Origin of the sequence: Embleya sp. NPDC059237 (genome assembly GCF_042754105.1) — a bacterium.
GTDB lineage: Bacteria > Actinomycetota > Actinomycetes > Streptomycetales > Streptomycetaceae > Embleya.
Genome location: NZ_JBHZAE010000005.1, coordinates 333,699 through 352,753 on the forward strand (window position 1 = coordinate 333,699; position 19,055 = coordinate 352,753).

At 72.0% G+C, this 19,055-nt stretch carries 15 protein-coding genes; 11 read left to right on the forward strand and 4 right to left on the reverse strand.

Features of this window, described 5'->3' with window-relative positions:
• Positions 1-164 precede the first annotated feature (164 nt).
• Complete coding sequence (locus ACFXKZ_RS18800) at positions 165-1,097, forward strand: hypothetical protein (protein ID WP_380001762.1); 933 nt, start codon at positions 165-167, stop codon at positions 1,095-1,097.
• 267 nt (positions 1,098-1,364) lie between these two features.
• Here the strand turns inward: ACFXKZ_RS18800 and ACFXKZ_RS18805 are convergent, their stop codons facing one another.
• Positions 1,365-2,021 (reverse strand): GntR family transcriptional regulator, encoded by a 657-nt coding sequence (locus tag ACFXKZ_RS18805; RefSeq protein ID WP_126639895.1) that lies wholly within the window; start codon positions 2,019-2,021, stop codon positions 1,365-1,367.
• Between the two features lie 105 nt (positions 2,022-2,126).
• On the opposite strand from ACFXKZ_RS18805, the gene ACFXKZ_RS18810 reads away from it, so the two are divergent.
• From ACFXKZ_RS18810 to ACFXKZ_RS18850, 9 genes are all read left to right on the forward strand, one after another.
• A complete protein-coding gene (locus ACFXKZ_RS18810) occupies positions 2,127-4,115 on the forward strand; it encodes a beta-galactosidase (protein ID WP_380001764.1) in 1,989 nt (662 codons plus the stop codon).
• On the forward strand, positions 4,112-5,446 hold the full coding sequence (gcvPA, locus tag ACFXKZ_RS18815) for an aminomethyl-transferring glycine dehydrogenase subunit GcvPA (protein WP_380001766.1): 1,335 nt from the start codon (positions 4,112-4,114) through the stop codon (positions 5,444-5,446). Before ACFXKZ_RS18810 ends, gcvPA begins: the two co-directional genes overlap by 4 nt.
• Entirely contained in the window at positions 5,446-7,002 is a 1,557-nt protein-coding gene (gcvPB, locus tag ACFXKZ_RS18820; protein ID WP_078974001.1) for an aminomethyl-transferring glycine dehydrogenase subunit GcvPB, read from the forward strand. Before gcvPA ends, gcvPB begins: the two co-directional genes overlap by 1 nt.
• Positions 6,999-8,105, forward strand: coding sequence for an ATP-NAD kinase family protein (locus tag ACFXKZ_RS18825; RefSeq protein ID WP_380001768.1), 1,107 nt, complete (start codon positions 6,999-7,001; stop codon positions 8,103-8,105). The genes gcvPB and ACFXKZ_RS18825 overlap by 4 nt, the downstream gene beginning before the upstream one ends.
• On the forward strand, positions 8,102-8,869 hold the full coding sequence (locus tag ACFXKZ_RS18830) for an SDR family NAD(P)-dependent oxidoreductase (protein WP_380001770.1): 768 nt from the start codon (positions 8,102-8,104) through the stop codon (positions 8,867-8,869). Before ACFXKZ_RS18825 ends, ACFXKZ_RS18830 begins: the two co-directional genes overlap by 4 nt.
• Before the next feature lie 81 nt (positions 8,870-8,950).
• A complete protein-coding gene (locus ACFXKZ_RS18835; RefSeq protein ID WP_380001772.1) occupies positions 8,951-10,237 on the forward strand; it encodes an ABC transporter substrate-binding protein in 1,287 nt (428 codons plus the stop codon).
• Positions 10,238-10,249: 12 nt separating this feature from the next.
• Positions 10,250-11,212, forward strand: a complete 963-nt coding sequence (locus ACFXKZ_RS18840) for a carbohydrate ABC transporter permease (protein ID WP_078973998.1) — start codon at positions 10,250-10,252, stop codon at positions 11,210-11,212.
• Between the two features lie 15 nt (positions 11,213-11,227).
• Entirely contained in the window at positions 11,228-12,067 is an 840-nt protein-coding gene (locus tag ACFXKZ_RS18845; protein ID WP_380001775.1) for a carbohydrate ABC transporter permease, read from the forward strand.
• 1 nt (position 12,068) lies between these two features.
• Positions 12,069-13,682 (forward strand): amylo-alpha-1,6-glucosidase, encoded by a 1,614-nt coding sequence (locus tag ACFXKZ_RS18850; RefSeq protein WP_380001777.1) that lies wholly within the window; start codon positions 12,069-12,071, stop codon positions 13,680-13,682.
• A gap of 60 nt (positions 13,683-13,742) precedes the next feature.
• Here the strand turns inward: ACFXKZ_RS18850 and ACFXKZ_RS18855 are convergent, their stop codons facing one another.
• Entirely contained in the window at positions 13,743-14,396 is a 654-nt protein-coding gene (locus ACFXKZ_RS18855; protein ID WP_380001779.1) for a hypothetical protein, read from the reverse strand.
• 12 nt (positions 14,397-14,408) lie between these two features.
• A complete protein-coding gene (locus ACFXKZ_RS18860; RefSeq protein ID WP_380001781.1) occupies positions 14,409-15,005 on the reverse strand; it encodes a hypothetical protein in 597 nt (198 codons plus the stop codon).
• A 228-nt stretch (positions 15,006-15,233) separates the two neighbouring features.
• Here ACFXKZ_RS18860 and ACFXKZ_RS18865 point away from each other — a divergent pair, with 228 nt between their 5' ends.
• Complete coding sequence (locus ACFXKZ_RS18865; RefSeq protein WP_380001783.1) at positions 15,234-17,954, forward strand: AAA family ATPase; 2,721 nt, start codon at positions 15,234-15,236, stop codon at positions 17,952-17,954.
• A 24-nt stretch (positions 17,955-17,978) separates the two neighbouring features.
• On the opposite strand, the gene ACFXKZ_RS18870 is transcribed toward ACFXKZ_RS18865, so the two are convergent.
• Entirely contained in the window at positions 17,979-19,043 is a 1,065-nt protein-coding gene (locus ACFXKZ_RS18870; protein WP_380001785.1) for an ATP-dependent DNA ligase, read from the reverse strand.
• Positions 19,044-19,055: the final 12 nt, after the last annotated feature.

Below are 19,055 nucleotides of genomic sequence, written 5' to 3' on the forward strand. Positions count from 1 at the left end.
CCGGTTCGAGGGTGGACCCGCCCCGACCGAGGGAACCGCCCGGGTCGGTCGGGCGTCGGACCGGCGTCGGACCCACCGTCGCGGCGACGCCTCGGTGGGAGAGGATGTGGTTCCGGCGTCGTCCGTAGGCGTCGCATCGTAAGTCGTAACGGGGAAGTGGATCCGTGTCGTTTCAGCAATCGCCGGGCGGCGAGCAGCCGCAGCAGCCCCCCGGCGGGCCCTATGGTCCGCCGCCCGGTCCGTACGGGGCACCGCCGCCTCCCGGTCAACCGTACGGCGGCCCCTACGGCCCGCCCGGCCCGCCGTACGCGGGCGGGCAGCCCGGCGCCCATCCCTACGGCGCCCCGCCGCCCCCGGGCCAGTGGGGCTACGGGCCCGGATACGGCGGCCCGCCGCCGCCCGGGCAGCCCAAGCGCAAGGTCGCGATCATCGTCGGAGCCGTGGTGGGCGTGCTCGCCGTGGGTACCGTCGCGGTGCTGGGCGCCACCGGCGCGTTCTCGTCCGACGACGACAAGGACCCGGTGGCGAAGCCCACCTCGTCGTCCCGGACCTCGGGCCCGCCGACCACGCGGCCCACCTCGCCCGCGCCCGCGCCGCCGGACCTGCCCACCACCCGCCCGCCGAGCACGACCTCGGCGCCCAAGCGCACCGTGGACACCCCCGACAGGGCGGGTGGGCTGAACAGGATGGACGACGACACGTATCCGGCGCAGAAGTCGCTCCGGGACGGGGCCAGGCCCGGTTCCAAGGTCGCCGCGTACGGTGCGTCGGGCGCGAGTTCGCCGAGCGCGGTGGTCATGGTGATGGCGAACCCGGCGCCGCGCCAGTCGCCGATGACGACGATGGATCAGATCATCGCCGGCATGCGGGAGGGCGCCGACGAGAAGTCGGCGGACCTGGGGACCGTGCGCGAGATGGGCGCCGGTTCGATGGGCGGCGTGTTGCGCTGCACCACCATCAAGTCCGGCGGCAAGGCGCTGCCGACCTGCGTATGGGCCGACGCGGACACCGTGGGCGTCGTGTACGGGATGAACGACAAGACGTTGGACGAGACCGCGGCGCAGACTCTGCGGCTGCGCCCCGACCTGGAGAAGTGATCCAGGGGTAGCACGCAACCTCGATCTCCCGACCGGGCCCACGGGTCCGATCCGCCGGGAGCTGCGAACACGCCGTACGCCCCGACGACGCCCGCCGTCGCCGGGGCGTCGTCGTACGCCCGCGCACTCCCGCCGCATCCGGACACGCCGACGCGACCGACGGCGACGGGCGTCGTCGGTGCAGAGGGGCCGGCCTTCGCGGACTCGCCCCCGGGAGCCCGGCCCCGACCGGGCCGCAGGCGGCCCGCCGGGTCGGACCCGGGTCGGTCAGGCCGTCCCCGGAGCCGCCGGGATCCGACTCGTCATGCGCTCCATCCCGCTGATCCAGTTGTCGCGCAGCGCCGCCGTGGCCGCCGGGACGTCGCCGGCGCGCAGGTGCTCGGCGATCCGGCAGTGCTCCTCGGCCTCGCGCTCCAGGAGGGTGTCCTCGCCGGCGATCAGGTGCGTGTAGCGGCGCATGCCCGCCTTCACGCTGGTCACCAGATCGAGCAGCCGCTCGTTCGGGCACCGGCCGAGCAGCAGGTCGTGCCACTCGTCGTCGTGCCACTCGATCTCCGACTGCTCCGCCACCGGATCCGGGAAGCCCCGGGCCAGCCGCAGCAACTCCGGTGCCATCTCCCGGAGTTCATCGGGGTCGGAGAGCTCCAGAGCGAGTGACTCCAGGCCCGCGACGATCTCGCACAGCTCGCGGAACTCCTTGCTGCTGACCGGCGCGAACCGGAAGCCGCGTCCCTGATTGCTCTCCAGGACACCTTCGCCGGCGAGGGTGATCAGGGCTTCGCGCAGGGGGGTGCGGCTCACGCCCAACTCGGCGGCGAGCACCACCTCGTTGATGTCCTTGCCCGCCGCGAAGTCGCCCCTGTCGAGGCGCAGAAGCAACTCCTCGCGGATCTGCTCCCGCAGAGGTCGCCGCTGGATACCCATGTGTCGGTTACTCCTCGTGTCGATCGTCGCCGATATCTGGTGCTTGACATGTCACACCGTAGCCACCTTGAATTATGAATACAGAATACATGAACGGAGATCAACGTGCGGTTGACGCGAGTGCCGGGATTGCTGTTCGGAGGTGACTACAACCCCGAGCAGTGGCCGGAGGAGGTCTGGGCCGAGGACGCCAAGCTGATGGTCGAGGCCGGCGTGAACATGGCGACTGTCGCGGTCTTCTCCTGGTCACGTCTGGAACCCAGGCCGGGGGAGTACGACTTCGGCTGGTTGGACCGGGTGCTCGACCTGCTGCACGAGCACGGCATCGCCGCCGACCTGGCCACCGCGACCGCGACCCCGCCGCCCTGGCTGGTGCGCGAGCACCCCGAGACGATGCCGGTCGACGCACACGGCACCCGGCTCGAATTCGGCTCGCGACAGGGCTACTGTCCCAGCTCGCCGATCTTCCGCGCCGCCACCGTCCGGCTTGCCCGGGCGATGGCGGAGCGTTACGGGAACCACCCCGCGCTGGCGATGTGGCACATCGGCAACGAGTACGCGGACCACACGCTGGAGTGCTTCTGCGACGAGTCGGCCCGGCACTTCCGCCGCTGGCTGACCGACCGCTACGCCGACATCGACGGCCTCAACGCCGCGTGGGGCACCTCGTGCTGGGGTCAGCACTACACCGACTTCGGCCAGATCAACCCGCCGCGCGTGGCACCGGGACCGATCAACCCGGCCCAGGTGCTCGACTGGCGGCGGTTCTGCTCCGACGCGCTCCTGGAGTGCTTCGAGGCGGAGAAGGTCGTACTGCGCGAGGTCACCCCCGACATCCCGGTGACCACCAACTTCATGAGCATCCTGCACGGCCTGGACTACTGGAAGTGGGCCGCCGCCGAGGACTTCGTCAGCGACGACGCCTACCCCGACCCCGCCGACCCGACCTCGCACACCGGCATCGCGCTCAGCTACGACCTGATGCGCTCGCTCAAGCGCCGCCCGTGGCTGCTGCTCGAACAGGCGCCGAGCGCGGTGAGCTGGCGCGAGGTCAACGTGCCCAAGCCGCCCGGCAAGATGCGCCTGGACAGCCTCCAGGCGCTCGCCCACGGCGCCGACGGCGTGATGTTCTTCCAATGGCGCCAGGCCCACTACGGCCCCGAGAAGTTCCACTCCGCACTCCTGCCGCACGGCGGTGTCCAAACCCGAGGATGGCAGGACACGCTGCGCCTGGGCGGCGATCTGGGCAAGCTCGCCGAGATCGCCGGCACCCACGGCCGCGCCGACGTCGCGCTGGTCCTGGACTGGGACTCGTGGTGGGGCCTGGAGGCCCCCGAGTCGATGCCCACCAAGCGGCTCGCCCTGCTGCGGCTGATGCGCACCTGGTACGAACCGCTGCACGCACTCGGCATCACCGTCGACCTGACCCCGCCCGATCGCGACCTGTCCGACTACCGCCTGGTGATCGCGCCCAACCTGTACCTGTGCACCGAGGAGAGCGCGGCCAACCTGAGCGCCTACCCCGGCGAACTGGTCGTCGGCTCGTTCAGCGGCGTGGTCGACGCGGCCGACCGGATCCACCCCGGCGGCGCCCCCGGCCCGCTGCGTGAGCTGCTCGGACTGAGCGTCGACGAGTTCTGGCCGCTGGCCGACGGAGTCGAGCAGAGCGTGCGATACGCCGACGGCACCACGGGCACCGCGACCCGCTGGGCCGAATGGATCCGTACCGAAGGCGCCGCCGGCATCGCCGAATACGCCGACGGCGACCTCGCCGGACAACCCGCGATCACCCGCCTGGGCCGCGCCACCTACGTCGGCTGCGCCCTGGAGGACGTCACCCCCGTACTCACCGACGCGCTGACCCGCGCCGGCGTACGCCCGGTCGCCGACCTGCCCCCCGGCGTCGAGGCCGGGCTGCGTACCGGCCCCGACGCCGACTACCTGTTCCTGCTCAACCACGGCACGACCACCGCGGCACTGACCCTGCGCGCCCCCGGCACGGACCTGCTGACCGGGCGCGACCTGCACGGCTCGATCGAGATCGGACCCAGGGACGCCGTGGTGCTGCGCACCGCTCACGAGGGAGAGAAGTGACCCACCCCTATATACCCAATGCCGAGCCGGCCGTACGGGCCGAGATGCTGGCCGCCATCGGGGTCGAGTCCGTCGAGGACTTCTACGCCGACATCCCCGCCGCGCTGCGCCTGAACCGCCCGCTCGACCTGCCCGCGCCGATCACGTCGGAACACGAACTGGTCCGGCACATGGGCGCATTGCTGGAACGCAACACCGACACCACCGAGGCGCTGAGCTTCCTGGGCGGCGGCTGCTACCCGCACCACGTGCCCGCCGTGTGCGACGAGGTCAACACGCGCGGCGAATTCCTCACCGCCTACGCGGGCGAGCCGTACGAGGACCACGGCCGCTTCCAGGCGATCTTCGAGTACGTCAGCATGATGGCCGAACTCCTGGAAATGGACGTCGTCAACGTCCCCACCTACGACGGCTTCCAGGCGTCCGGCACCGCACTGCGGATGGCCGCCCGCTACACCGGCCGCTCCACCGTCCTGGTCACCGCCGCGATCGGCGCGGACAAGCTGAGCAAGCTGCACGACTTCCTCGCGCCCGACATCGAGATCGCCATGATCCCGGTCACCGAGACCGGCGAGGCCGCGGCGTTCACCGTCGACGACACCGTCGCCGCGGTCTACCTGGAATACCCCAACGCGTACGGCGTGGTCGAGACCCGGATGGCCGAGATCGCCGAACTCGCGCACGCCCAGGGCGCGTTGCTCGTGGTGAGCGCCGACCCGATCGCGCTCGGCGTACTCGCCCCGCCCGCCACGCTCGGCGCGGACATCGTCTGCGGCGACATCCAGTCGCTCGGCATGCACCAGAGCTACGGCGGCGGCCACGCCGGCTACATCGCCACCCGGGACGAACCGCGCCTGGTCGCCGAGTTCCCCTCCCGTCTGTTCGGCATCGCGCCCACCGCGGTGCCCGGCGAATACGGCTTCGGCGACGTCTTCTACGACCGCACCTCCTTCGCGCTGCGCGAGGAGGGCAAGGAATGGGTCGGCACCGCCGCCTCCCTGTGGGGCATCACCGCCGGCGTCTACCTGGCCCTGATGGGCCCGGAGGGCATGCGCGAGCTGGGCGAGACGGTCCTGGCCCGGACCCGCTACGCGATGGACGAACTCGGCGCCGTACCCGGCGTGCGGGTGCTGCACCCCGAGGGTGTGCACTTCCGCGAGTTCGCCGTCGAGGTGGCCGACGCCGACGCGCTGCTCACCGCGCTGCGCGCGCACGACATCTTCGCCGGTGTGCGGCTGGACGCCGGCACGCTGCTGGTCTGCGTGACCGAGCGGCACTCCAAGGACGACATCGACACGCTGGTGCGAGCGGTACGAGAGGTGCAGGGCTGATGGGTGCCGTCGGAGAATCCTTCGCGAAGTTGCCGATCGAGGCCAAGCCGCCGCTGCGCCGGTTCCACCAGGCGCGCTGGGACGAGCCGATCATCTTCGAGCTGTCCAGCCCCGGCCGGCGCGGCATCGGGGTGCCCGAGGCGGGCGTGCCCGCCGTCGAGCTGCCGGCCGCGGTGCGCCGCCAGGCACCGCCCGCGCTGCCGGAGATGTCCCAGCTGCACGTGCTGCGCCACTACGTACGGCTGTCCCAGGAGACGCTGGGCGTCGATGTCAACATCGCCGTCGGCCAGGGCACCTGCACGATGAAGTACAGCCCCAAGGTCAACGACCGCTTCGTCAGCGACACCCGGATCGCCGAACTGCACCCGGCCCAGCCCGAGGACAGCGTGCAGGGCGTGCTGGAGATCTACTGGCGCATGGAGCGCATGCTCGCGGAGATCTCCGGGCTGCACCGGGTCAGCCTCCAGCCCAACTCCGGCTCGGCGGCCATCTACACCAACATCGCGATGATCCGCGCCTACCACGCCTCCCGGGGCGAGGGCGAGCAGCGCGACCAGGTGATCACCACGATGTTCTCGCACCCCTCGAACGCGGCCTGCGCCAAGCTCGCCGGGTACGAGGTGATCACCCTGATGCCGGACGCCGACGGCCACCCGGACATCGAGGCACTGCGTGCGGCGGTCGGTCCGCGCACCGCAGCGCTGATGATCACCAACCCGGAGGACACCGGGATCTACAACCCGCGGATCGCCGAGTTCGTCGAACTCGTGCACGGCGTGGGCGGGTTGGCCTGCTACGACCAGGCCAACGCGAACGGCATCCTGGGCATCACCCGGGCCGCCGAGGCCGGGTTCGACCTGTGCCACTTCAACCTGCACAAGACCTTCTCCACCCCGCACATGTGCGGCGGCCCGGCCGCCGGCGCCAGCGGTGTGGCGGAGAAGCTGGTGCCGTTCCTGCCCGGCCCCACCGTCGAGTTCGACGGCGAGCGCTACTTCCTCGACGCCGACCGGCCGCAGTCGATCGGCAAGGTCCGGCCCTACCTGGGGGTCACCCAGAACGTGGTGCGCGCCTACGCGTGGATCATGGCGCTGGGCGCCGAGGGTCTGCGGCAGGTCGCCGAGACGGCGGTGCTGAACAACAACTACCTCCAGCACAAGATCCTGCAGATCCGCGGCGCCTCCGCGCCGTGGGGCAGGCGCCGGCTGGAGCAGGTGCGCTACTCGTGGGAGGAGCTCTACGAGGAGACCGGCGTGCACTCGGAGGACATCGGGGTGCGCGCGGCCGACTTCGGCGTGCACTACTGGACCAGCCACCACCCGTACCTGGTGCCCGAGCCGTTCACCCTGGAGCCCACCGAGTCGTATTCCAAGGAGGACCTGGACGAGTACGCCGCGATCCTCGCGCACGTCGCCGAGGAGGCGCGTACCGACCCGGAGTTCGTCAAGGGCGCGCCCTACAACCAGACCGTGCACAAGATCGACCCGACGTGCCTGGACGACCCGGAGCAGTGGGCGCCGACCTGGCGGGCGTACGTCCGTAAGCACCTGTCGTGAGAATCGGCCTGATCGTGAACCCGGTCGCCGGCCTCGGCGGCGCGGCCGGGCTCAAGGGCAGCGACGGCACCGAGGTACAGCGCGAGGCGCTGGCCCGCGGCGCCACCGCCCGGGCGGGCGAGCGCGCGGCGGCGGCGGTGCGCGCGCTGCTCGCCGCCCGCCCGGACGCCACGGTGGTCACCGTGCCGGGCGCGATGGGGGAGGCGGCCGCGCGGGCGGGCGGCGCCGAGCCCGAACTCGCCGCCTTTGCCCCGGGTGAGCCGTCCTCGGCCGGCGACACCCGGGCGGCGGTCCGCGCGCTCGCGGCGGTGGACGTACTGCTGTTCGCGGGCGGCGACGGCACCGCCCGGGACGTGCTCGACGCCGAGCCGGGCGGGCCCGTGCTCGGCATCCCGGCCGGGGTCAAGGTCTACTCCGGCTGCTTCGCGGTCGGTCCGGCGGCGGCGGGCCTGGCCGCCGCCGAGTTCGCCGGGAACACCACCGAGGCCGAGGTGGTGGACCTGGACGAGCAGGCCTACCGCGAGGGCCGGGTCAGCCCCCGGCTGTACGGCACACTCACCGTGCCGACCGCCCGGGTCCGGCTCTCCGGCCGCAAGACCGGCTCCACCACCGCGGCGCCGGCCACGGTCGAGGGCATCGCCCGCGAGGTGGTCGCCCGGATGCGGCCCGGCGTGCGCTACATCCTGGGCCCCGGCAGCACCACGCGCGCGGTGGGCCGGGCCCTGGGCAGCGAGGGCACCCTGCTCGGGGTGGACGTGATCGCCGACGGCGTGCCGATCGGGATCGACGTGAGCGAGCGGGCCCTGCTCGACCTGGTGGACGGGCACGAGGTGGCCGCGGTGGTGTCGGTGATCGGCGGCCAGGGCTTCGTGCTCGGCCGGGGCAACCAGCAGATCAGCCCCCGGGTCCTGGCCCGGGTGCACGAACTGACCGTGCTGGCAACGCGGGAGAAGCTCGCCGCGCTCGGCGGCCGGCCGCTTTTGGCCGACACCGGGGACCCGGCCACCGACGCCCGACTCGGGGGCTATGTCCGGGTGGTCACGGGCTACCGCGAGAGTGTGCCCTATCGAATTGTTCCTGCTAGTGAGGAGAGCGTCGGATGAACGGGATGACTGGATCCCTGCACGGCAAGGTCGCCATCGTCACCGGCGGCGGCTCGGGCATCGGCCGCGCCACCGCGCTGATGTTCGGCGCGGAGGGCGCCGACGTGGTGATCGCCGACATCGACGCCGCGGCCGCGACCCGCGTCGCCGAGGAGATCTCGGCGCAGGGCGGCCGGGCGGTGGCGGTCAAGGCCGACGTCTCGGCCGAGGCGGACTGCGTGGGCGTGGTCGCCGCGGCGGTGGAGACCTTCGGCGGGCTGCACGTGCTGTTCAACAACGCGGGCATCATCCGGCGCGCCGACGCGATCGGCACCTCCGTGGACGAATGGGACCGCGTGATGGCGGTCAACGTGCGCTCGGTGTTCCTGATGTGCAAGCACGCCGTGCCCGCGATGACCGACGGCGGCTCGATCGTCAACACCGGCTCCGGCTGGGGCCTCAAGGGCGGCGGCAACGCGATCTCCTACTGCGCGTCCAAGGCCGCGGTGGTCAACATGACCCGCGCTCTGGCGATCGACCACGCCGCGGCGGGCATCCGGGTCAACTCGGTCAACCCCGGGGACACCGACACCCCGATGCTCCGCGAGGAGGCCCGGCAGCTGTCCGAGGACTGGGCGGCGTTCGAGGCCGACGCGGCCGACCGCCCGATGGGCCGCGCCGGCCGGCCCGACGAGATCGCCCGCGCGGTCCTGTTCCTCGCCTCCGACGCGGCGAGCTACATCACCGGTACCGCCCTGGTCGTGGACGGCGGCGGCCTCGCCTAGTCCGGGCCCCGCCGCTCCCGAGGGCGGCGGGCCCCTTCCCCGCACGTGCACGTCCCGCACTCATCCCCCCGGAGGCACATCGTGTCAATCTCCCGCGCCGCGAAGACCGTGGCCGTGCTGGCCGCCGGCGCCGCGCTCGTCGCCACCAGCGGTTGTGGCGGCAGCAGCGGTTCCGGTTCCGGCTCCAAGACCACCATCACCTGGTCGACCTGGGGCAACCCGGAAGAGCTCGCCCGGTTCAAGGCATTCGAGAAGGACTTCGGCAAGCGGCACCCCGACATCAACCTGAAGCTCCAGGCGGTGCCGTCCTACAGCGACTACCACGCCAAGCTGCTCACCCAGCTCTCCTCCAAGACCGCGCCCGACGTCTTCTACATAGGCGACGACTTCGCCGGGAAATTCGTCTCCGCCGGGGTGCTCGCCCCGCTCAACGACAAGATGGCCGCCCCCGACAGCAAGGCCAAGCCCGAGGAGTTCTTCGACGGCCTGTACGGCGGCGCCAAGAAGGACGGCCAGATCTACGGCATTCCCAACGACGCCAACCCCGAGGTGCTCTGGTACGACAAGCAGACGCTCAAGGACGCCGGGATCACCGACGACCCGGCCGCGCTGAACGCCCAGGGCAAGTGGACGATGGCCACGTTCCTGGACATGAACCGCAAGTTGAAGGCCGCCGACAAGGCCGGCTCGGTCTTCTACAACTGGTACGGCTCGACCTACAGCATGATCAACGGCTTCGGCGGCAAGGTGTACGACGGCGGCAAGTTCGTCGGCAACACCGACCCCAAGTCGCGTGAGGCATTGAAGACGCTGGCCGACGGCTACCAGGACAAGACGTTCCTGGTCGCCGACCTCCTGCCCGAGGGCAACGGCTCCGACGTGCAGTTCATCAAGCACAAGGTCGGCTTCGCCGCGGGCGGCCGGTGGATGATCGACACGGTCAAGAAGGGCCAGCAGGACAACTACGACATCGTGCCGTTCCCGTCGCAGACCGGCGTGCTGATGCCGCAGACGGTGGGCACGTCCTTCCTCGCGATGAACAAGGACACCAAGAAGGCGCAGGCCGCCTGGACGTTCATGTCCGAGTTCGTCTCCAAGGACGGCCAACTGCTGCGCCTGAAGGGCGGCGGCAACGCGGTGCCCTCGGTCAAGGGCGCGGACAGCGTGGTGATGGAGGGCTACCCGGCGCACGCGCAGACCTTCATCGACGCCCGCGACGGCGGTTTCGCCAACTACCCGGAGGAGGCCGGCGTGCCCGCGCTGACCGCCGACATCAACGAGCACCTGCTGAAGTTGTGGACCGGCAAGATCGGCTTCGACCAGGCGATGAACGAACTCGGCTCGCTCGTCTCCGCCAAACTGCACTGACCGGGGGCCGCCGTGACCACGTCCACGCTCAGCCGCACGACCGACACACGGCGCCCGACCACCGAGGAAACCTCCGAGCGCCGCCGGTCCCTTCGGGGCCGGCGGCGCCGGGAACGGTGGTGGGCCGCCCTCTTCCTCGGGCCGCAACTGGCCTTCCTGCTGCTGTTCACCCTGATCCCGCTCGGCTTCGCGGTCGTGCTGGCGTTCATGAAGTGGGACGGCCTGGGTGAGAAGTCCTGGGTCGGCTTCGACAACTTCCAGACCCAGCTGTCCGACCCCACCTTCCGCGACGCGGTCCTGAACACGCTGACCCTGGGACTGATCACGGTGCCCGTGGGCCTGGCCCTGGCGTTGTTGATCGCCATGGCGCTGAACAACGTGCGCGGCAAGACCTTCTACCGGGTGGTCTACTTCCTGCCCGTGGTCACCAGCTCGGTGGCGGTCGCGGTGATCTGGCAGATGCTCCTCGCCAGCGGCGACCTGGGCATGCTCAACAACACCGTGCACGACTGGTTCGGGATCACCCTGCCCGACTGGCTCAACGACCCCGACTGGGTGATGGTCGCGATCGCGGCGGTGACCATCTGGTCCTCGCTCGGGCTGAACGTGGTGATCTTCCTGGCCGGTCTCCAGTCCATCCCGGCACACCTGACCGAGGTGGCCCGGATCGACGGCGCGGGCCCGCTGCGCATCTTCCGACACGTGACGCTGCCACTGCTGTCGCCGACCATCTTCTTCTCCTTCGTGGTCGCGGTGATCAGCTCGTTCCAGGCGTTCGACCAGATCTACGTGCTCGTCGACCCCGACCACAACGAGGGCGCGCGCACGATCGTGTACCAGGTCTACGACCTGGGCTTCAAGAAGTTCGAGTTCGGCGCCAGCAGCGCCGCCGCCCTGCTCCTGACGCTGATGACGATCGTGGTGACCCTCGTCCAGTTCCGCGCGCAAAAGCGCTTCGTCCACTACGAGTCGTAGGAGAGGAGGGTCGTGATGGTCACGGCCATCCGCCGTCGTATCGGCACCGTCGCATTGCACACCCTGCTCATCGTGGGCGGGCTGCTGATGGTGTTCCCGTTCATCTGGATGTTGCTCACCGCGTTCAAGGGCGAGGGGCAGATGATCCAGGATCCGCTGTCCTGGATCCCGGATCCCTGGCGGGCGAGCAACTTCCCCGACGCCCTGGACGCGATGCCGTTCGGGCGCGCCTACTGGAACAGCTTCTACATCGCCGCGATCACCGTCGTGGCCACCCTGCTCACCGCCTCGATGGCGGCCTACGCGTTCAGCCGGATCGACTTCCCGTTCTCGCGTTCGCTGTTCGTGGTCTTCCTGCTCACCCAGATGGTGCCCACCCAGGTCACCCTGGTGCCGCTGTACGTGATGTTGTCGCACTTCGGTTGGATCGACACCCACATGGCGCTGATCCTGCCCGCCATCGCCAACCCGTTCGCGGTGTTCATGATGCGCCAGTTCATCCGCGCGGTGCCCATCGAACTGGAGGAGGCCGCCCGCCTCGACGGCGCGAACCGGTGGACGATCTTCACCCGGATCGTGCTGCCCAACATCAAGCCGGGCATGGCGGCCCTGGGCATCATCGTCTTCCTGGGCAGCTGGAACAGCTTCATCTACCCGCTGATCTTCCTGAACTCGGAGGAGAAATTCACCGTTCCGATGTTGCTCGCCTCGTTCAAGGGCCAGCACGGCGGACTGGACTACGGCCTGCTGCTCGCCGCGTCGACGATCTCCGTGGTGCCGATGCTGATCGCCTTCGTGATCGGCCAGCGGAAGATCATCAACAGCATGGCGGCATCCGGCATGGGAGGACGCTGACATGCCCACGCCCCTACTCGACCTGGTGGCGCTGGACCTGCGCGAACGCCCCTTCACCGACCGGGGATCGCGACTGCTCGTGCTCGCCGCGGACGACGGCGACCTGTGGGTGGCCCGATCCGAGTACGAGACGCGGCTGAGCGACACGATCGTGCTCACCGCGCTGCGGATCCGCGCGGCGGACGGCGCGGCGCTGCCGATCCGGGCCGCGCGCCCGGACCGGATCACCTTCGCGGGCGGGGTACACCTGGCCTTCGCCGACGCGGACACCCTCGTGCTCACCGGCACCGGCGCGCGGGCCGAATGGCTCGACGCGGACGGCATCGCGCACGGCGCCGCGATCGACGGCCGGCTGGTACTGGTCGGCAAGGACGCGCCCGACGCGCCGACCGTCCTGGGCGCGGCCCGCGCACGGTGGACGACCTGGTTCGAGCGTATGCCGGCCGTGCGCGCCGACCTGCGCGAGCGGGCGGCGCTTGCCTGGTGGACGCTCGGGATCAACCTGCTGCCGATCGGGCAGGCGGGCGGTCGCGAGGGTCTGGTCCCGTCCCGCTTCGGCTACGTCGGGGTGTGGAACTGGGACGCGTACTTCCACGCCATCGCGCTGCGCCACGGCGATGCCGAACTGGCCCGGGACCAGATCCGGATCCTGCTCGCCCACCAGCGCCCCGACGGCCTGATCCCCGACGTCGTGCACGACGAGGGGGTGCTGGCCGAGACCACCGACCTGCCCCGCTCCGACCGGGCCCGGCTGGCCGAGCACGTCGGCAGTGCTCTGGGGGCGGAGGAGGCCGCCGCCGCGTCGACCGGCGAGGTGGTCCCGGTGACCAAGCCGCCGCTGACCGCGTGGGCGGTCTGGAAGATCCACCGGGCCGCCCCCGACCTCGACTTCCTGGCCGAGGTCTACGAGCCGCTCGTGCGCTCCCAGCAGTGGTGGCTCACCCACTCCGACCCCGACGGGGACGGCCTGGCCGAATACCTGCACCCGTACTCCAGCGGCCTGGACGACAGCCCCGTCTGGGACTACGGCCCGCGCGCCGAACCGCCGGATCTGAACTCCTACCTGGCGCTCCAGTTCGACGTCCTCGGCGACATCGCCGAGGCGCTCGGCCGGGTGGACGAGGCCGCCGGCTGGCGCGAACGCGCGGCCGCGCACACCGAGTTGCTGATCGCCCGCCGCTGGGACGGCGAGCGCTTCGGTACCGTCTCGGCGGGCCGCGCGGTGGCCACCCGCACCCCGCTGGAACTGCTGCCGCTGCTCACCGGCCGACTGCCGCGCGCCATCGCCGACCGACTGGTCGCCGACCTGCGCTCGGCGAGCTTTTGGGGCGAACGCCCGGTGCCCACCGTCGCGTTCGACGACCCGGACTTCGACCCCGACGCGATGTGGCGCGGGCCGGTCTGGCTCAACGTCAACTACCTGCTGATCGAGGGCCTGCGCCGATCCGGATACCCGGACGTGGCCGACGAGTTGACCGAACGCACGGTGCGGATGGTGGCCGAGGGCGGCGGCCTGTACGAGTACTGGAACCCACTCACCGGTGCCCGAGCCGGCCGGGCCACCTCCGGCTTCGGCTGGTCCAGCGCCCTGTTCGTGGACCTGGCCCGCACGTGAGCCCGACGGCTTCCCGCGCACGCGTGCGCGGGAAGCCGTCGGCGGGCCGGGACCGGTCGGTCAGGCGTTGTGGATGCGGAAGCGGGAGATCGTGTAGTCGGTGGGGTCGCTCGTGTCGTGCACCCAGGCGAGCGAAAGCTGGAACGTGTCGTCGACCTGGCCGAAGTTGAAGACCAGGTGGCCCTGCTCGTCGCCGTTGAGCGCCGAGACGTCCAACCCCGTGGTGGCTCCCGGTGCCACCGTGTTCTCCGTGATGGTCGCCTTGCCGTCGAGGTCGTTGCTGTGCGTGGTGGTGCCCTCGTACAACAACTGCTCGCCGCGATAGTCCAGGGTGCCGTCCGCGTTCGGCCGGACCGCGATCCTGGTCTCCAGCCGCACCTCGCCGCCGCAGAAACTGTCCCGCCGACTCGTGGTCCACTGCCCGACGGGAGCCTGGAGGTCGTACCAAAAGTAGTCGCCGCCGCTGCCCTCGCAACGGGTGTAACTGTTGCCTCCCTCGTGGTCGTACAGGTTCAACCAGCCCTCCAGGGCGACGTGCCGATAGACCACCGGAGTGGTCGGACCGCCGCCCGTGCCGCCGCCTCCGCCGCCGGGCTCACAGTCCTCGCACCGCTGCGCCGACGCGGAGCCGACGGTGAGTGCGCCGAGGACCAGCGTGGTGCTCGCGGCGAGTGTCGCCGCCCTGCGCGTGCGGCGCCACAGCGTGTTCCGCATGTGTTCGACCCCCTATGCGTTGGTGAAGGTGACGGAGGAGCTGCCGTAGTCGCTCGCCCCCGCCTCGTCGCTGAGTACCGAGACCTGCGTGGCGGCGGAAGCGCCCGCGGCGAGGGTCGGCAGGATCGCGCTGCCCTCGCCGTCGAGATCCCGGGTCTGGTAGTCCGTCCCCTCGAACAACTTGACCCGCAGCACGGCCTGCATCGTGCCGTCGGTCGCCGGGAAGACGTCCATGTAGGTCTCCACCCGCACCTCGCCGCCGCAGAAGCTGTCCCGCCGGCTCACCGTCCACTGCCCGATCGGGGCGGCCAGTTCGTAGGTGAAGGCGTCGGAGCAGAACTTGTCGTCGTTGAACATGCCCTCGGCGTCCTTCATCGCGACGGAGCCGGTCAGCTTGACGTGCCGCGTGGGTACGTTCGAGCCGGTGCCGCCTCCGGTACCTCCGCCGCCGGTGCCACCGCCGGTGCCGCCCCCACCACCGCCACCGCCCGGCTCGCAGTCCTGGCAACGCTCCGCCGACGCCGTGCCCACCGTGACCGTGCCTGCCGCGAGCACGGTGATCAGTGCCAGCGGCGCCAGGCGGCGGCGCAACCGCCTCGTGTTCACCATCGTGTCCCCCCTCCGGGGGCGGACCGTCCCCTCGGCCCGCCCGTTGCGCGGCCCACTCTTCCCCGGCCCGGCGGGGCGGCACAGAGTGGCCCACTACTCCATTCCGCGGCCTCGGGTACTCCATCGGGCCGCGTGTGCGTGCGCCTCCGCTTCGGACCCGGACCCGGCGAACCCGCGTGGCAGCGGCGTGGGACTGGCATGCTGCCGGGAACGTCGCAGGGGGGCACGATGGGGAAGGCACCGGGGATCGCGCGGGCGCACGCACGTCCGCCGTTCGTGGGTCGGGACGCGGAACTGGTCGAACTCGACCGGGCGCTACGCGCGTCGACCTGTGTCGGCGTCGTGGTCACCGGCGCGGGCGGGATCGGCAGGAGTCGGCTCGTGGAGGAATTCCTGGCCGGCCTGACCGGGGAGAGGACGCTCGGTGGGTCCGCGAGAGCGGCTCGCGCCGACCGGGCCCGACACGTCGTACGGGTGCGGGCCACTCGTGCGTCGACCTCCGTGGCCCTGTCGGCGCTGACCCCGCTGCTGCCCGGCGGGGCCCGCCCGGAGACGCCCGGCGCCTTCTTCGCGCTGGTCCGCGAGCACCTGGCCGCGCGTCGAGCGGCCGGCGAACGCCGCACCGTGGTCGCCGTGGACGACGTGCACCTGCTGGACGCGACCTCCTCGGCCCTGCTCGCGCTGTTGTTGGCGGAGGAGGTGGTCTTCGTGCTCGCCACGCTGCCCGACGGCGTGGACAGGCCCGACCCGCTGCGCGCGTGGTGGCGGCGCGGCGCGGTGCGCCACCTGCCGCTGCTCGCGCTGGATCCGGAGCGGGCCCGGGCCCTGCTCGGCGCCGCGCTGGACGCCCCGATCGCCGGCCTCGCCGCCCGGGCCCTGTGGACCGCGGGCCACGGCAACCCGTTGCACATGCGCGAGGCATTGCGCGCCGCAATCGCCGACGACCGCATCGGCCCGGCATACGGGGTCTGGTGTCTGAAGCGGCCCCTGGCCGACACCCTCGACGGAGTCTCCTTCGACGCACGGATCGACCGGCTGCCGCCCGATCGGCGTGCCCTGCTCGAACTGCTCGCGCTGTGCGGCCCGATCGGGCTGCGCGACGTGCCGGCGGAGACGACGACGGAGGTGTTGGCCGACCTGGAGGAGCGGCGACTGCTCGATCTGCGCCGGCACGACCGCCGCGAGCGCCTGGCCCTCGCGCAGCCCGCCCACGGCCCCGTGCTGCGTGCCGGCGTGGGCCGACTGCGGGCCCGCGCACTGCTGTTGGGCCAGGTCGCGCGGGTCCGCGCGCACGGGGCCCACCGGGTCGGCGACCATCTCGACCTGGCCCGCTGGGAGTTGGCCGCCACCGGCACGGCCGATCCCGAACTTCTGCTGCGCGGCGCAGAGGAGGCCCTGGGCACGGGCGACGTGGACACCATGTGCCGGCTGGCCCGCGCCGCCCTGCGACACGGGCCGAACGCGCGGGCCGGGGTGCTGCTCGGCGAAGCGCTCGGGCAGCGGGGCGCGTTCGCCGAGGGCATCACCGTCCTGGAGGAGGCGTTCGCCGCGGCCGGGCGGCCCGAGGTGCACTCGGTCGCGCTGACCCTCGCCGTCCAGCACTTCTACGGCCCCGGCGACCTGCCCCGGGCGTTGGCCGTGCTGCGCGAGGCCGCGCGCCGGGCCGGCCCCTCGCCCGCGCTGTCCGCGTGGACCTCGATCATCCTGGGCGCCACCGGCCGGGTCGAGCAGGCCTGCGCGGCGCTCGACGCCGTCGCCCTCGCCGAGGACCGGGCGACGCCGGAACTCGTGCTGTACCTCCAGGCCCGGCTGCGCGTCGAACTCGCCGGCTCACGGCCCCTGGACGCGATCCGCACGGCCCGCACCGCACACGCCGCGCACCGCCAACTGACCGACCGCACCGAGGTGTTCTATCCGGCCCGCAGCGCCTACCCGCTCGCCTGGGCGCTGCTCGAAGCGGGCCCGCTCGACGACGCCGAGCGGGTGCTCGCGGAGAACCTGGACGAGCTGCTGCGGGCACCGGTCCCGGCGCTGGTCGTCTGGTTCGGGTGGGTACACGGCCGGATCGCGCTGGAACGCGGCCGGGTACGGCAGGCCGCCTCGCTGTTCGCCGAGGCCCGGGCCCAGGCCCATGTACAGGGTCACGGCTTCGCCGAACACCGTGCCCTCGCGGGCCTGGTGCTGGCCCACGCGTACGCCGGCCACGTCGGGCCCGAGGCGGCGCAGCTCGCGGACGCGGTCGCCACCGCCGACCCCGCGCTGTGCGGATGGGACACCCTGCGTGCGCATGCCTGGGCACAGCGCTGCCGGGGGCACGCGGACGAGGCCCACGCGCTCCTGCGCGACGCCGCCGGGACCGCCCGCCTTCGCGGTGACTCGACCGGCGCCCGCGTGCTCGAACACGACCTGATCCGCTGGGGCGACCGGGCCGCCGCGCGCCGCCTGGCCGCGATGACCGACGAGGCCCAGGGCGCCCACGCGGCCGCCCGCACCGCGCACGCCCGCGCGATCGCCGACGCCGACCCCGCCGCGCTGGACGCGGCCTCCGACGCCTGGGCCGCGCTCGGCGCGACACTGCTCGCCGCCGAATGCCTGGCCGAGGCCGCCCGACTGCGGCGCGCCGCGCACGGGCCGAACCGGGAGGCGGCGGCGCGGCGCGCCCATGCGCGAGCCCTGCTCCTGGCGACCCGGTGTGAGGGCGCCGCGACACCCGGCCTGGTGTCCCTGTCCGCCGCCGGAGCGCTCAGCGCGCGGGAACACCAGATCGCGCTGATGGCCGCCGACGGGCACACCAGCAGGGAGATCGCCCGGCACTGCGGCCTGTCCATCCGAACCGTCGACAACACGCTGGGCCGGGCCTACCGCAAGACGGGCGTCCGGGACCGCCACGGCCTGCGCTCGATCCTGGCGACCACGCGGGAGGACCGCGACGAACGGGCGGCGGGGTAGGCCGCTTCGGGATCCGGACGCGCGCTATCGGGTGCCGAGTACGTCGGCCAGGTCGTAGCGGGTCGGCTCGGCGAGTTGTTCGTACGTGCACTCGGTCGGGTCCTTGTCGGTACGCCACCGGCGGAAGCGGGTGGTGTGCCGGAAGCGGTCGCCCTGGACGTGGTCGTAGGCCACCTCGCAGACCGACTCCGGCCGCAGCGGCACCCAGTCCGAGAGTCGGCCGCCCGACCAGCGGGTGATCGCGCCCGGCAACCGGTCACCCTCGTGCGCCGCGGCCTCGGCCCAGTGCGCCCACGGGTGCCCGGTCGGGTCGGTCATCCGGTACGGCGCCAACTCCTCGACCAGCTCGGCCCGTCGGGCCGCGGTGAACGCCGCGCTCACCCCCACGTGCTGAAGCCGACCCCGGTCGTCGTACAGCCCGAGCAGCAGCGAACCGACCACCGGACCCGACTTGTGCTCGCGGTATCCGGCCACCACGCAGTCCGCGGTGCGCTCGTGCTTGATCTTGACCATCGCCCGCTCGTCGGGCAGGTACGGACCGGCCGGGTCCTTGGCCACGATCCCGTCCAGCCCGGCGCCCTCGAAGCGGTCGAACCAGTCCCGCGCCACGGCCGGGTCGGTGGTGGCCGGCGCGACGTGGATCGGCGGCACCGCGTCGGCCAGCGCCGCCTCCAACGCGGCCCGCCGTTCGGTCAGCGGGCGGGCCAGATACGACTCGTCGCCGAGCGCCAGCAGGTCGAACGCCACGAAGGAGGCCGGCGTGGTCTCGGCCAGATGCCGAACGCGCGAGGAGGCCGGATGGATCCGGTCCTGGAGCCGATCGAAGTCGAGCCGCCCGTCCAACGCGATGACCAGCTCCCCGTCCAGTACGCAGCGCGGCGGGAGCAGCCGCAGCGCCGCCTCGACCACGTCGGGGAAGTAACGATCCAGCGGCTTGGTGTTGCGGCTGCCGATCAGCACCTCGTCGCCGTCCCGGAAGACGATCGCCCGAAACCCGTCCCACTTGGCCTCGTAGTGCAGGCCGGGGGGAATCCGCGCGGCGGCCTTGGCGAGCATCGGCTTGACCGGGGGCATCACGGGAAGGCGCATGCGGCCCAGTCT